Raw genomic sequence first — 14,501 nt, 5'->3', positions numbered from 1 at the left:
GCCTCTACTCCCGCACGATACGGCGGGTAGCCGTGCCATCGGCCGAGGTAGCGCGCAGCAGGTACACGCCCGTGGGCAAGGCGCTCAGGTCGAGCGGCTGCGTAGTGGCCGACGAAGCCGGCAACTCCACCCTATACACCACCTGCCCCAGCGCATTGAGCACGCTGAGCTGCACCGCCTGGTGGGGGCTGGGCAGCTGCACCATCAGCTTACCGTCGGGCGTGGGATTGGGGTAAAGTTGCAGCGCGGCATCGGCTAGTTGCTTCGCCGTGGCCGTCACCACGAGCGGGGCCGACGGCAGCGAGGCGCAGCCCTGGGCCGAGGTTGTCGTCACGGTGTAGGAACCCAGCTGGGCGGTCGAATTCACCACGTAAGTTGGGCCGGTGGCCCCGGAAATGGCCACGCCGTTGAGGTACCACTGGTTGCCGGTGGTGGCGCTGCTGGTGAGCGTGGTGGTGGGGCCGTTATACTGAGCAGTCACTGTGGGGTTGGTGGGCAGGGCATTAATCGTGACCGTAGCCGTGGCCGACGTGCCGCCACAGGCCCCGGTGCTGCTCACCGTGTTGGTTACGGTGTAGGTGCCGGGCGTGCTGGCGGCCAGGTTAATGGCGCCGGTGCTGGCATTCAGGCTCAAGCCCGTGGTTGAAGTGAACGTGCCGGTGCTGGCTCCGGTGCCCAGGGCCGGCGTGGCCGTGCCGCTGGCGCACAGGTTGGCGCCGCCATAGCTGAACGCCGCCGAGGCCGGTGCCGATATGGTGACGGTGGCCGTGCTGCTGCTGGGGCAGCTGCCGCCCACGCTGTACGTTACGGTGTAGGTGCCGGGAGTGGAGTTGGCCGGCGAAATAGCGCCTGTGCCAGCGTTCAGGCTCAGGCCCGACGTGGACGCAAACGTGCCGCCCGCCGTGCCCGTGATGCTGGGCGTGGAAGTGGGGCTGCTGAGGCAGTAACCAGTAGCCGGGTAGCTAAAGGCCGCCGAGGTAGCAGGGTTCACCGTCACGGCCGTGGCCGGCGAGGTAGCCGAGCACCCGCTGCCGCTGGTGACCACCACCGCGTAGCTGCCTGCCGCGCTGGCCGAATAACTGCCCGCCGTGGCTCCGGCAATGGCCTGGCCATTGAGCAGGAACTGATACGTAGCCCCCGCCCCGCCACCAGTGGCCGTCAGCAGCACCGAGCTACCCTGGCAGATGGCAGTAGCGCCACCAGCCGAAATACCCGCCACCGGAGCCGGGCTGATGGTGATGGGAGCCGTAGCCGTAGTGGCTGCACACGAGCCCGAAGCCGCAATGGTATTGGTAACCACGTAGCTGCCGGCCTGGCTGGCGGCCAGGTTCACCACGCCGGTGGCCGGGTCGAGGCTCAGGCCGGTGGTGGATGTGAACGTACCGGCACTGGCCCCACCGCCGAATACCGGGGCCACGTTGCCCTGGGCCGCCGCGCAGTAGTTGGTTACCGGGTAGCTGAATATGGCTACCGGAGCGGTAGTGATGGTAACACTGGCCGAAGCCGCCGCCGTGCAGCTCCCGCTTACGGTGTAGGTCACGGTGTAGGTGCCCGCTGTGCTGGCAGCCAGGTTGATAGCGCCGGTGGTAGCGTTCAAACTCAAGCCGGCTGCTGAGGCAAACGTGCCGCCGGCCGTACCCGTGATAGCAGGCGTGGCCGTGCCCCCGCTGGCGCACAGCGTGGACGAAGCATAGGCAAACGCCGCGCTCGGGGCCGCGTTGATAGTGATGCTGGACGTGCCGGTGCCCGGGCAGGGGCTGCCCGCCGAGTAACTCACAGTATATGTACCAGGCTGGCTAGCGGCCAGGTTGATAACGCCGGTGCCGGCGTTCAGACTCAGGCCTGTAGTCGACGAAAAAGTGCCGCCCGCCACCGAAACCGTCGGGCCGGGGTTGGTGCCCGCGTTCTGGCAGTAACTGGTGGCGCCGTAGGCCACGGTGGGCGTAGCCACGGGATTTACGGTGATGGTGGTGCCGGTCGAGGTGGCCGTGCAGTTGCCGGGGTTGGTTACTACCACACTATAGATGCCGCTCTGGGTAGCCGCGTAGGTAGCCGCCGTGGCCCCGCCGATTGGCTGGCCATTCAGCAAAAACTGATAGGTAGCGCCGGTGCTGCCGCCGTTGGCCGTCAGCGCCACGCTGTTGCCTTGGCAAATAGTGGTGGGCCCGCTCACTGCCAAAGCCGCCGTCGGCACCGCGCTGACGCTCACCTGCGTGGTGGCCGAAGCCGCTTGGCAGGCCCCATTGGCCGATACGGTGTTCGTGACGGTGTAGGTACCGGGCTGGCTGGCAGCTAGGTTGATGGCCCCGGTGCTGGCATTCAGGCTCAGGCCCGTGGGCGAGGCCGTGAACGTGCCCGCCGCCGCGCCTGCTGCGAGCGTAGCCGTGGGGTTGGCTCCGCTAGCGCAATAAGCCGCGCTGGCGTAGCTGAAGCCAGCCGCGCCGGGCGTAGCCACCGTCAACTGCTGGGTGCTGGTGCTGGGGCAAGGGCCGCCCACACTGTAGGTTACGGTGTAGGTGCCGGCTGTGCTGGCCGCCAGGTTAATCTGGCCAGTCGAGGCATTGATATTCAAGCCACTGCCCGAAGTGAATGTACCGCCGGCCGTGCCGGTAACCGTGGGCGTGGGGTTGGCGCTGCTCTGGCAGTACGAGGCTGCATTGTAGGCAAAGGCGGCCGAGGTGGCTGGGTTCACCGTCACGACTACCGTACTGGTGCTGGAGCAGCCGTTGCTGGAAGCCGTAAGCGTGTAGGTAGTGGCGACGGGTGCGCCGGTGGTGTTGGTCAGCGTCACGGTGGGCTGGGCCACGCTGCTGCTGCTTAGGCCGGTAGCGGGGCTCCAGCTATACGTGTAGCCCGTGGCGGCCGCCGTGCCCAGCTGGGCCGAGCCGCCCGAGCAGAACGTCTGGGCCGGGCCGGCATTGGCGGTCACGGCAGGGTTAACCGTTACGCGCACCGTGCTGCTGCCCACGCAGCCCGTGGCCGATACGGCCGTGAGCGTGTAGGTGGTGGTACGCGGAGCCGTGCCGGTGTTGGTGAGGGTGATGGTGGGCTGGGCGCTGGATGTGCTGCTCAGGCCCGTACTCGGCGACCAGCTATAGGTGAGGCCCGTGGCGGGGGCGCTGCCCAGTTGGGCCGATTGGCCGGAGCATAGCACGCGGTCGGGGCCGGCGCTGGGCGTGGGCAGGGGCTCCACGGTCACGGTCACGGTGGCCGAGGCCGAGCAGTTGCCGTTGTCGCCGGTGATGGTGTAGGTGGTGGTGGCGGTGGGCGAGGCGATGGGTGTGGCCGAGCGTGGGTTGTTCAGCCCCGTGCTGGGGCTCCAGGTGTAGTTCTGCGCGCCGCTGGCCGAAAGCGTGGTGGAGCTGCCCGCGCAAATCGTGGTGTTGGGCGACACGGTGAGTACTGGTGTGGCCCGCACCGTCACCGTGGCCTGGGCCGTGCTGGTGCAGCCGGCGGCGTTGGTCACCGTCACAGTATAAATAGTAGAAGCTGTGGGCGAGGCCGTGGGGCTGGCCACGGTGCTGCTGCTCAGGCCGGTGGCGGGGCTCCAGGAATAGCTGGTGCCGCCGCTGGCATTCAGCGTAATAGACTGGCCGGCGCAGATGGCCGTGGCCACCGGGTTTACACTAGCCGTGGGCAGCGCGTTCACTGTCACCACCACCGACGATGTGGCCGAGCAGCCATTCGAGCTGGCCGTCACGGTGTAGGTGCCCGAGCGGTTCACGCCCACGTTGGCATTGGTGGGGTTTTGCAGCAGCGAACTAAAGCCGTTGGGGCCGGTCCAGGAGTAGCTGGCCCCCGGCACCGTGCTGGCCGTGAGCAGCAGGTTGCCCCCGGCGCAGAGCGGCGAGTTGCTGCCCGCCGTCACGGTCCCGATGTTGGTGATGGTCAGGTCCTGACCGTTATCGGTACCGATGGTGGCCGGACTGGAAGCCACCACCCGCACGCGGTAGCCCGAGCCCGTGACCACGCCCGCCGGCAGCGCGCCGTTGATGGTGCCGCCCGCCGTGCCCGTGAGCGAGCCAATGGCCACCGGCGCGGCAAACGAACCCGTTTCGTCCGAGAGCTGGGCCGTGAACACGTTGCTGGGGTCGATGCTACCGCTCACGGTATAGCTGACGCGCACCGTGGAGTTTTGACAGAAGTTGGGGCCGTTCAGCACCGAGGTGGTGATGGTGGCCGCCGCGCCCGTGCGGCCCCAGGCCAGGCTTACCAGCGCGAGCAGTAAGCCAAAGAGTAACCGGTGTTTCATGATAAGCAGTGAAAAAATGGAGTGGACGATAAGCCAACGGCCGGCTAGTTAGCGCCCTCACATGAGCGCCACACGGTATATCTCCGAGCCGCAGGTTCCGCGTTGGATGCAGGGGTTTGGCCAAGGTTTAAGCCCTTGTTAATCTTCCTTTTTCCTTCATTTTTTACTCACTCCGGCTTCATCTTGTACCTCCTGAATTCCTCACCTGCCCCTCCACCAACACGCTCGAAGTATCATTAGGCAGCGTTATTTTTCGCGATGCCAGCAACAAACAAAAAACCCGTGATGCTGAACAACTGCGTTCAGCATCACGGGTTTACACCCTAGTCATTTTGGTAAAACTACTGGGCCGTGATGTCGGAATACTCGTACTTCCGCGCCACTTCCAGCGGCTGGCCGTCGGCTTCGGCGTAAGGGTACACGAAATAGTTGAGCGGTGGGCCGGCTTGTTTGGGGGTCAGCTCGATGTCGCGGCCGCGGGTGAACTCGACGCGGTTTTCGTCGTGGGCACCAAAAAAGTAGGCGCGCTTGTCGGGGTTCTTGGCGGCTTCGGAAGCATCGACGGGCACCCAGCCGGTTTCCGGCGTGAAGAACTCGGCCCAGCAGTGGTAGCCTTTGATTTCGCCGTGGCCGCGCTCGGCCGGCAGCGGCAGTCCGATACTGAACCGCGCCGGAATGCCCAGGCTGCGGCAGTAGCCAATAACAATGGCGTGGAAATCGGTGCAGTTGCCGCGCCGGGCGTCGCAGGCATAGTAGATGTCGCCGCGGCCCCAGCCCTGGCCGGTTTTGTCGTATTTCACGGTGCTCACCACGTGCTCGTAGATGGCGCGGGCTTTTTCGAGCGGGGTTTTGGCGTTGGCTTTGGCCACCACTTCTTCGGCCTGCTCGTGGATGTGCGGGTCGAGCGGTACCAGGCGGTCAGGGGCCAGCCAGCGGGCCAGGTCGGGGTCGGTTTTCTCCTTGGCGGGTTTGGCCGTGGGCGCGTTGGCGCGCAGGTTGAGGTGTTCGCGGCGCGTAATCTGGGCCGTGAGTTTCACCACCAACGGCGCGGTGGGCACGGTGGCGGGCTGCAGGTGCAGCATCTGGTTGCCGAAAGCGCCTTTCTCGATTTTATACGGCACCGGCGACTCAATTTTGAGGTCGCGGATGTCCTGGTTGGCATCGGGATGTGGCAGCGGCAGCCACAAATCCAGGGTTTTGGTGCCGGCCGGCGGCACAGGCACGGTGGCCGTGCTGGCGAGCACGAAGGTGCGGCTACGCGGCGCGGCGGCCGGTTGGCCCAGGGCACCCAGGCCCGGCAGGTGCGCGGCCGCACCCAGCAGCCCCACCCAAATGGCGGGGGTAATCAACAACGAAACGTTCACGGCAACGAGGCAACAAGTCGCTGCTGGCGGGCGTCGGCCAAGCTGGATTGGAATTGCAAATCAATTCCAACCCGGCGGCCACCGCCATGTGCGATGCCCGCCGACGCGGCACTTGCCACAGTGCCCGCCAGTCAGGGCCAACCAGACCCCAGCAGTGTCCTAAAGGTACGATGCGGCCAACCGTGCGGCCCGTTCGGCGTACGATAGCCTGAACAGTGCACCCATATGGCGCACTTTTGCTTGTGTCAATGCTGCTACTTGCCGAACCCATCACGCCCTTCGACTGGCAGCGCCTGCTCTGGACGGCCGACGCGCCCCCCACCTTCCTGCTCGAAGTCGTGTTTCGGTGCGTGGTAACTTATGTGCTCATGCTGGCCGCCCTGCGTGTAACGGGCCGGCGCGGCGTGCGTCAGCTCTCCATTTTTGAGCTTAGCATTATTCTCGGCCTGGGCTCGGCGGCCGGCGACACCATGTTTTACCACGACACGCCGCTGCTGCCCGTCGTCATCGTGTTTGCCGTGGTTAGTGCCATGTACTGGCTGTTTAACCGCCTCACCGAGTGGTTTCCGCGCTTTAGCGACTGGCTCGAAGGCACGCCCGTACTGCTGGTCGAAGAAGGCCGTATCAATATGAAAAACCTCGACAACCTCAACCTCACCCAAAAGGAATTATTCGGTGAGCTACGGCAGCAGCAGGTAGAGCACCTGGGGCAAGTGCGCCGCGCCTACATGGAAGCCACCGGCAACCTCAGCGCCTACTTCTTCGCCCCCGACGAGGCCCGGCCCGGCCTGCCCATCTGGCCCGAGCTGCTGGCCAAATCGCAGCACCGTGTGGAAGTGGCCGGCCCGCACGCCTGCTGCAAGTGCGGCGAAGTAAAGGAGTTGGCGCGGGGCCAGACGGCCAGCTGCGCGGTGTGCGAGGGCAAGGAATGGGTGCTGGTGTGCACTGCCAAAAGGGAGGCATAAGCGGCGCACTTACCTTCGCGCCATGAAGCCCACCGCCCTACCGGGTACGCCCCCGCCGGTTCTCGCACTGGCCTCGTTTCCTGGGCCGCTGGCCCGCACGCCCTACTACTGCGACCGGCTGGAAAGCCACGTGGTCCGGTTTCCGCACGTCAACGCGCCGCACGCCCACGACTTCTACCTGCTGCTCTACATCACCGAGGGCGCGGGCATGCACACCGTCGATTTGGTGACGTATGAGCTGCGGCCGGGCAGCCTGTTTTTTCTGGCGCCGGGGCAGGTGCACCACTGGCACCTGACGCCGGACACGCGTGGCTTCGTGGTCTTTTTCAGCGCCGAATTCTACCTTTTTCGCTACCCCGGCAGCGGGCTCTACGACTTTCCGTTTTTCGATAGCACGCACCCGCCGGTGCTCTACCTGCCGCCCACCGAAACGGAGATTCGGTCCCTCATCGAACACCTGTTTGATGAGTTTTCGGAGCCAAAAGCCAATCAGGCTGAGGTTTTTCGGTCCTACCTGCACCTGTGCCTGGAGCTGGCCGCCCGCCACTACACGGCCACGGCCACGGCCGAAGCCGGCCTAGCCCAGCAGCAAATCCGGCAGTTCGGGGCGCTGCTCAACCAGCACTACCGCACCCACCGCAGCGTGCGCGACTATGCCGCGCTGTTGCACGTATCGGCCAACCACCTCAACGCGCTGTGCCGCCGCGTGCTCAACAAAACGGCCAGCGAGCTCATCCACGAGCGGGTTACGACGGAGGCCCGGCGCCTGCTGAGCCACTCGGCGCTGGGCGTGGCGCAGGTGGCCTACGAGCTGGGCTTTGAAGACGCGTCTTATTTCGTGCGCTACTTCCGCAAGTACACCGGCACCACGCCGGAAGCATTTCGGCAGCAGCGTTGATTTGTCCTGTAAGCCCCCGCAAACGGGCTGCGCAGGCGGGGAAAGCACCCGGTAATTTTGGGGTACCAAAGCGGCAGGTGCCGCGCCGGCCGCTTGCGCATGGGCGCGGGCCGCATTTTCCCGTATAGATTCGCTACCTATTATGCCTACCTCTCCTGCCCCCGTTATGGCCGAAACCACCAACACCTACGAACTCGTCGATTCGACGGCCCTGGCTTTGGCCAAGCTGCGCTGCCCGCGCTGCCACCAGGGCAAGCTGTTCAGCTATTCGGCCCTGAACGTGACCAAATTTGCCCAGATGCCCGCGCAGTGCCCCGTGTGCGGCCAGTCGTTTGAGCCCGAGCCGGGTTTCTATTTTGGCTCGATGTACATCACCTTTGGCTTCAACGTGGCGATGTTCCTGGTGCTGGGCGTGCTGATTTACTACCTGCTAGGCAACCCCGATACGTGGGTGTACGTGGCCATTATCACCGGGGCCACGGTGCTGCTTACGCCGCTCATCCTGCGCTACTCACGTGCACTGATGCTGTATTTATTCGGCGGCGCTCAGTATAACCGAAACCTGGCGCGGCGCGGGTAGAACGGTGTAGAGACGCATATTTGCGTCTCCTCGCAGAAGCCTTACGAACAATTCTGCTCAACGACGAGACGCAAATATGCGTCTCTACATTCTCCAAATAGATAAAAGCCCCGACTGCTCGGAAAACAGTCGGGGCTTTACGCTTCTAAACAATACTGCCTGGCGCGGCTACTTCAGCACCTGTGCGCGCCACACGTTGTTGGCGGGGTTGGCATCAGGCAGCAGCTTGGTGGGGTTGAGGCGCACCAGCGTGAGCGGCGTGGTGGAGTTGTAGCGGAAGGTCCAGGTGCCGCTGCGCTGCCACACTTCCACGGGCAGGCGCACGCGGGTGGTTTTGCCGGAGGTTTCGGTCACGTCGGCGATGACAGGCATAGCGGCCTGACCTTTATTCTCTACGGTGATGAGGGCGCCCTGGGCGGGGTCCTGGTTCACGTAGGCCACGGTGGTCACGGCTTGGTCGAGGGTCCAGTTATTGTACACCCACTCGCGCCAGAACCAGGTCAAATCTTCGCCGCTGGCCTCGTTCATGGTCCGGAAAAAGTCCTTCGGCTGCGGGTGTTTGAAGGCCCAGCGCTTGATGTAGGTGCGGAATGCGTAGTCGAACCGCTCCGGCCCGAGTATTTCCGAGCGCAGCAGAAACAGGCCGTAGCCCATTTTGCTGTAAGCCGCGTAGCCGAGGTAGTTGGAGGGCGTCACGTCGGGCACGGTGTAAGGCGGCACGGTGGCCGGGTCCATGATGTAGCGGATGTTGCCTTGTACCAGCCGCGCGGTGTCGTTCAGCTGCTTGGCGTACTCGCCGTTGTTAAAGTTGGCGCTCGAGAGGATGTTGATGAAGGTGTTGAAGCCCTCGTCCATCCACGGATACTTGCGCTCGTTCGAGCCCACAATCATCGGGAACCAGTTGTGCCCAAACTCGTGGTCCGTCACGCTCCACAGGCTGGCTTTGCGGGATTTGGCCCCGCAGAACACGATGCCCGGGTACTCCATGCCGCCCACCACGCCGGCCACGTTCGTCGCCACCGGGTAGGTGTATTCGTACCACTGCTTCGAGTTGAATTCGATGCTCTTCTTCACGTATTCCGTCGAGCGGTTCCAGGCCGTGTCCTGGGCCGCCTCCACCGGGTACAGCGACTGCGCCAACGACTTACGCCCACTGGGCAGGTTCATTTTGGCCGCATCCCACACAAAGGCCGACGACGCGGCCCAGGCCACGTCGCGCGCCCGCTGGCACTTGAAATGCCAGGTCAGGCGGCCATTTTTGCCGCCGGGCCGCGAGCCGGCCTGCGTCACCTCATCGGCAGAGCGCACCACTACCGTTTGGTCCGAGCCGGCGGCTTTGGCCAAGCGGCTTTGCTGGGCGCTGGTCAGCACTTCGGTAGGGTTCACCAGCTCGCCCGAGCCGCCCACTAGGTAGTTGGCGGGCACGTTCACGGTGTAGTCGAAGTTGCCGTATTCGAGGTAAAACTCGGCCGTGAGATAGGGCAGCGTGTTCCAGCCCTCCACGTCGTCGTACACGGCCATGCGCGGGTACCACTGCGCCACCTCGAAGATTTCGCCGTTCTTGGTTTTCAGCCGGCCGAGGCGGTCGGAGCCGTATTCGGGGATGGTGAAGCCGTAGGCAATGTCAATTTTCAGCTTGTCGCCGTGGGGTTTCAGGGCTTCGGGCAGGATGATTTGCATGCGCGTGTCGGTCACGCGGTAGTTGGCCTTCAGCTTCTTGCCGTGCAGCTCAACGGTCACCGTCTGCAGCGAGTCGCCGCCCCGGAAGCCGCGCGAGTTGTTGCCGAAGCGCCCGCCGCCCACGGGCGTGATGGCCGCCCCGCGCGAGTCTTCGCGGTACAGGTTCTGGTCGACCTGCAGCCACACGAAGGGCAGCGCATCGGGCGAGTTGTTGGTGTAGGTGATGGCCACGGTGGCTGTCACGCGGGCCGTTTTCTCGTCGAGGCGGGCGTCTATTTTATAGTCGGCGGCGTTCTGCCAATACTGCGCGCCGGGCTGGCCGCCGGCCGTGCGCGTAGGCGTGCTCAGCTGCTCAATGAACGACGGGTTGAACAGCGTGCGCGAGTCGTAGGCCGGGCCGATATTGGGGGCCTGGGCCAGGGCCGGGCCGGCCGCCAGCAGGGCCGCGCCCAGCAGTGCGCCGGGCAGGAAAGTTAGTTTCATGCGAATGATGGATTGGTCAACCGAAGAATGAATCGCACAAAAGAACGTCATGCTGAGCGCAGTCGAAGCATCTCTCCCGCAGCAGCAATTCAATCAATTTGATTAACTGCGCGGTAACAATGCTTTGCTACACTCTACCTGACGGTCTTATAGCTTACGGCCACTTCCCGCTGCCCCTACAGCCGCTGCCGCACCAGTTGCATCAGGCCATTCAAATCGGTCGCGTCCATCTCCGGTGCTTCGATGAAAGGCGTGAGCCCGCCACCGTCGCCCACCCCAAACGCGGCCGGCAGTGGGTACCGCGCCCACTGCGGGTAATCGCGAATGAACTCGTCGCGGTGCAGAAAATCCACCGGCACGGGCAGCGTCTTGATAAATTCCCGCCACTCCGGATACATGCTGGTAGCGCCATAGGTGACGGCGCACAGCGAGCACGGGTAGGTGCCGGGCGAAAGGATTTTGTGAAACATATCCTTGAGACCGGCCAGCCGGCCGCCGTCGGCATTGTACACAAACACGAGGCGTTGGGGTCGCATGAATTATTTACAGAATAGTCAGCTTGGCGTAGGTGAACGTGGTGCCGGGGCTTTTGCCGGTCCACATCTTCTTTTTCAGCAGCAGAGTTGAGTTGGAAAGCCATTTGATTTCTTCTGGCTCCCATGTAGCGGGCTCTACAGAAGGCTCCAATTTCCAGACCTCGCGCCAATGCCCTTTTTCAAACTGGGAAAGGCTGATTTCATTGGGAAATACAGAGTATCCAATACCCGCAGATATGGTCACAAAGCTTCTTAAATCAGGCGAATAAAAAGGCATACTAAAAATTTCCGTTTGCCGCCCGCTCTTGTCAAGTAGTATTTCGCCAATCCATTCGTAATGGCTATGCTCAATTAAATGACACTCAAGTTGTGGACTGTAGCCACGATAAGTATATTTTTCCCAATCAGGGTCGTCTTCCGCCACCGGATTATCCTTAAAAACCTTGGGGCCGCTATTAGTCGGAATCACAATGCGCCCCCGCACCTTCTTCAGCGGAAAGGTCAGGACCGGCTTCGTCACCACGGCAGCCTTCGCCGCCGCTAAATACGCCGCTTTCGTGAGCGGGCTGAACGTGACGCGCACTTTCGGCGGCGCGCCGGCTGGTACTTTCAACAGCAGTGTGAGCAACAGGAGTAACAGCGGCTTCATATTGCTATTTACCGGCCGAATAATTGCCGCAAAATTTCCTTGCGGTAAGGGTTGGTAGCTGGGTTTGCCGTTGCCAGATACTCTGTATTATCGTCTTCTAGGAAAAAATAAGGGGTGTACCCTTTCACGGAAACCTGCGATACGTGAGCCGTAGAGTCCAGCATGACCCAAAGCATGGGGTAACGGCCCGCCACCGCCACCGGGCGTGAATAGGTAAAAGTGGTGTTGCGGTCGTGGGCGCGGAAGTCACCAATGTCGCAGGCATGCACGGCGGTGTCGGCGGTGGCGCGGCGCAGCAAGGCCACAACATTCATCGTGTCGCTCACCTCAACGTCGACTACGCCCTCTCTGTTGGCGGTACCGTGGCAGGTGGCCATATCGTGCGTACCGCTGCCCTTATACGAGTATATGGAGAGCGGACGCCCAAGAACTGCCATCACCTGAGTGGCATTCATGCCGCACCGCACCCGCTCCACATTTGCTGCCGTGACACCGGCCGGCACGTCGCGCCTAACCCAAAAGACTGAACCAAAACTGGCTATCAGCAGCACAAAAAAGAGCCCCATCGTGCCACTCAGAACATAAGTGAACCATTTTGTCAGGATTCGAAGCCGCATTGCTTAGGCGCAAATTCATTGTTAAAATCAAACCGGGTGATAATATACCGTATTTCAGCTCAGTGACAGATACGCGGCGTTCATGTGCTGGCTGAAAGTGACGTGCATAACCGACGAACAGCTCTTTTAGGAGTTGCGTGAGCAACCGCTTCCTAAAATAACTTGGTAACAGAATGCCGCGCCAAGGTAGCACCGGGCGCATCTTTGCGCTCATGCCCCACGCCGCCGCCCCCCTGCCCTACCTTGTGTTCGATTTCGACAGCACTTTCACTCAGGTTGAAGGGCTGGATGAGCTGGCCGATATTGCCTTGGCCGGCCGCCCTGACGCGGCCGAACGCGTGGCCCAAATCCGGGCCCTCACCGACCAAGGCATGGCCGGCGAAATCGGCTTTCAGGAGTCGCTGAGCCGGCGGCTGGCACTGCTCGGGGCCAATGAACAGCACCTCGCCCCGCTCATTGCCCGGCTAAAAACCAAGGTGAGCGAAAGCATCCGGCGCAACGGCGCGTTTTTCCGGCAGTTTGCCGACCGCATTTACGTGGTGAGCAGCGGCTTTCGCGAATTCATCGAGCCGGTGGTAGCCGAGTTTGGCATTCCGGCCAGCCACGTTTTGGCCAACACCTTCACCTTCGATGAGGCCGGTAACATCACCGGCTGCGACCCGGCCAATGTGCTGAGCCGTGACGGCGGCAAAATCCGGCAATTAGTATTACTCGATTTGGACGGGCCAGTGTACGTGCTCGGCGATGGGTATACCGACTACCAGATTCGCGAAGCCGGGTTGGCCCATCGCTTCTACGCTTACACCGAGAACGTTAGTCGCCCTACCGTGGTGGCTCAGGCCGACGAAGTGCTACCCACCTTCGATGAGTTTTTGTACCAACTAAGACTTCCCATGACTTTATCATACCCCAAAAACCGCATCAAAGTCCTCCTGCTGGAGAATCCCGATGCCCGCGCCGCCGAGCTTTTCCGCCAGGAAGGCTACCAGGTGGAGGAAGTGAAGGGTGGCCTCGACGAGGACGAGCTCATCGAGCGCATCGAGGGCGTGAGCCTGCTCGGCATCCGCTCGAAAACGCAGGTGACGCAGCGCGTGCTCGATGCGGCCAACCGCCTAATTGGCATTGGGGCGTTTTGCATCGGCACCAACCAGATTGACCTCACGGCGGCCATGAAAAAGGGCGTAGCCGTGTTCAACGCGCCTTTTTCCAACACCCGCTCGGTGGTAGAGCTCACGCTGGCCGAGCTGATTGTGCTGGCCCGCCGCATCCCCGAAAAGAACCCCAAAATGCACGTCGGCGAGTGGGACAAATCGGCCAGCGGCTCATTCGAGATTCGCGGCAAAACCCTCGGCATTGTGGGTTACGGCAACATCGGCTCGCAGCTTTCGGTGGTGGCCGAGGCCGTGGGCATGAAGGTGATGTACTACGACATGGCCGAGAAACTGCAGCTCGGCAACGCCGTAAAGGCCCGCGCCCTGGATGAGCTACTGGAGCAGTCCGACGTGGTGACACTGCACATCGACGGCCGTCCCGAGAACGAGAATTTCTTCGGCGAGAAAGAGTTTGCCCGCATGAAAAAAGGCGCGCTGTTCATCAACAACGCCCGCGGCCACGTGGTAGATGTGCCGGCCCTGGCGGCGGCCCTGCGCAGCGGCCACCTCGGCGGCGCGGCCGTCGATGTATTTCCTTACGAGCCCAAAACCAACCACGAAGCCTTCGAAAGCGAGCTGCGCGGCCTGCCCAACGTGCTGCTCACGCCGCACATCGGCGGCAGCACGGCCGAGGCCCAGCGCAACATTGCCGAGTTTGTGCCGGAGCGCATCATGCAGTACATCAACACTGGCAATACCCAGCAGTCGGTCAATTTCCCCAACATTCAGCTGCCCGCGCAACAGGCCCACCGCCTCATCCACATCCACGCCAACGTGCCCGGCGTGTTAGCCAACATCAACAACGTGCTGGCCCAGCACCATGTCAACATCCTGGGCCAGTACCTGAAGACCAACGAGCACATCGGCTACGTGATTACGGATATCGACCGGCAGTATAACCAGGAAGTGATTCAGGCCCTGCGCGCGGTGGCACACACCATCAAGTTCCGAGTGCTTTACTAACTGCCATATGAAGCGCTTTCTCTTTTTCTACTACTTAAAGCGCGTGTTGTCGAGCGGCTATACCTGGGCCAGCTTGACGGGCCTATTCTTTATCGGCTGCGGGTGGCTGATGGAACGCAACGGGGCCAGTGAGTTTCAATTTGCTGACAAGTACGGTAAAGCCCAAAGCGGCTCGCCCGGATTGCTGTACTGGCTAGGCGGCTCCATCCTGGCGCTGGCGGCAGTTCGAGCTGTGTTGTTTCAGCTGGAAGCCACGAAAGAATTTCGTGCTAAAAACGACGATACGCTACTGCCTAATAATTAGCAAAACACCGGCCCCGGCGCTCCTTACGGAGGCCGGGGCCGGTTTCGTTTAAAGCTAAA

Annotated in this window: 11 protein-coding genes; 5 read left to right on the top strand and 6 right to left on the bottom strand. The window is 62.4% G+C overall.

Annotated elements, in window-relative coordinates; genetic code table 11:
* Positions 1–4: 4 nt before the first annotated feature.
* Positions 5–4,252: a T9SS type A sorting domain-containing protein gene (locus I7X13_RS10360; protein WP_198075411.1), complete on the bottom strand. Its 4,248-nt coding sequence runs from the start codon at positions 4,250–4,252 to the stop codon at positions 5–7.
* Positions 4,253–4,593: 341 nt separating this feature from the next.
* Complete coding sequence (locus tag I7X13_RS10355) at positions 4,594–5,616, bottom strand: transglutaminase-like domain-containing protein (RefSeq protein ID WP_317191560.1); 1,023 nt, start codon at positions 5,614–5,616, stop codon at positions 4,594–4,596.
* A gap of 248 nt (positions 5,617–5,864) precedes the next feature.
* Here I7X13_RS10355 and I7X13_RS10350 point away from each other — a divergent pair, with 248 nt between their 5' ends.
* The 3 genes from I7X13_RS10350 to I7X13_RS10340 all read left to right on the top strand — a co-directional run bounded on the left by I7X13_RS10350 (position 5,865) and on the right by I7X13_RS10340 (position 8,059).
* A complete protein-coding gene (locus I7X13_RS10350) occupies positions 5,865–6,581 on the top strand; it encodes a DUF421 domain-containing protein (protein ID WP_198075410.1) in 717 nt (238 codons plus the stop codon).
* A gap of 22 nt (positions 6,582–6,603) precedes the next feature.
* Entirely contained in the window at positions 6,604–7,479 is an 876-nt protein-coding gene (locus I7X13_RS10345) for a helix-turn-helix domain-containing protein (RefSeq protein ID WP_198075409.1), read from the top strand.
* 166 nt (positions 7,480–7,645) lie between these two features.
* A complete protein-coding gene (locus I7X13_RS10340) occupies positions 7,646–8,059 on the top strand; it encodes a DUF983 domain-containing protein (RefSeq protein WP_198067957.1) in 414 nt (137 codons plus the stop codon).
* Positions 8,060–8,227: 168 nt separating this feature from the next.
* Here the strand turns inward: I7X13_RS10340 and I7X13_RS10335 are convergent, their stop codons facing one another.
* The 4 genes from I7X13_RS10335 to I7X13_RS10320 form a co-directional block, all read right to left on the bottom strand.
* Positions 8,228–10,222, bottom strand: coding sequence for a M1 family metallopeptidase (locus I7X13_RS10335; RefSeq protein ID WP_198075407.1), 1,995 nt, complete (start codon positions 10,220–10,222; stop codon positions 8,228–8,230).
* A 176-nt stretch (positions 10,223–10,398) separates the two neighbouring features.
* The gene (locus tag I7X13_RS10330) at positions 10,399–10,758 is read right to left on the bottom strand and encodes a hypothetical protein (RefSeq protein WP_198075406.1); all 360 of its coding nucleotides are present in this window, start codon (positions 10,756–10,758) and stop codon (positions 10,399–10,401) included.
* Between the two features lie 7 nt (positions 10,759–10,765).
* A complete protein-coding gene (locus I7X13_RS10325; protein WP_198075405.1) occupies positions 10,766–11,407 on the bottom strand; it encodes a hypothetical protein in 642 nt (213 codons plus the stop codon).
* Positions 11,408–11,415: 8 nt separating this feature from the next.
* Entirely contained in the window at positions 11,416–12,024 is a 609-nt protein-coding gene (locus tag I7X13_RS10320) for a hypothetical protein (RefSeq protein WP_198075404.1), read from the bottom strand.
* Positions 12,025–12,236: 212 nt separating this feature from the next.
* Between I7X13_RS10320 and serA the strand changes: the two genes are divergently transcribed.
* On the top strand, positions 12,237–14,138 hold the full coding sequence (serA, locus tag I7X13_RS10315) for a phosphoglycerate dehydrogenase (protein WP_198075403.1): 1,902 nt from the start codon (positions 12,237–12,239) through the stop codon (positions 14,136–14,138).
* 7 nt (positions 14,139–14,145) lie between these two features.
* Positions 14,146–14,442 (top strand): hypothetical protein, encoded by a 297-nt coding sequence (locus I7X13_RS10310; RefSeq protein WP_198075402.1) that lies wholly within the window; start codon positions 14,146–14,148, stop codon positions 14,440–14,442.
* Positions 14,443–14,501 lie beyond the last annotated feature (59 nt).

Source organism: Hymenobacter negativus (assembly GCF_016056375.1).
In the GTDB taxonomy this organism is placed as follows: Bacteria; Bacteroidota; Bacteroidia; order Cytophagales; family Hymenobacteraceae; genus Hymenobacter; species Hymenobacter negativus_A.
Note: the sequence above shows the minus strand (reverse complement) of the source record. Positions and strands in the feature narration are given on the sequence as shown.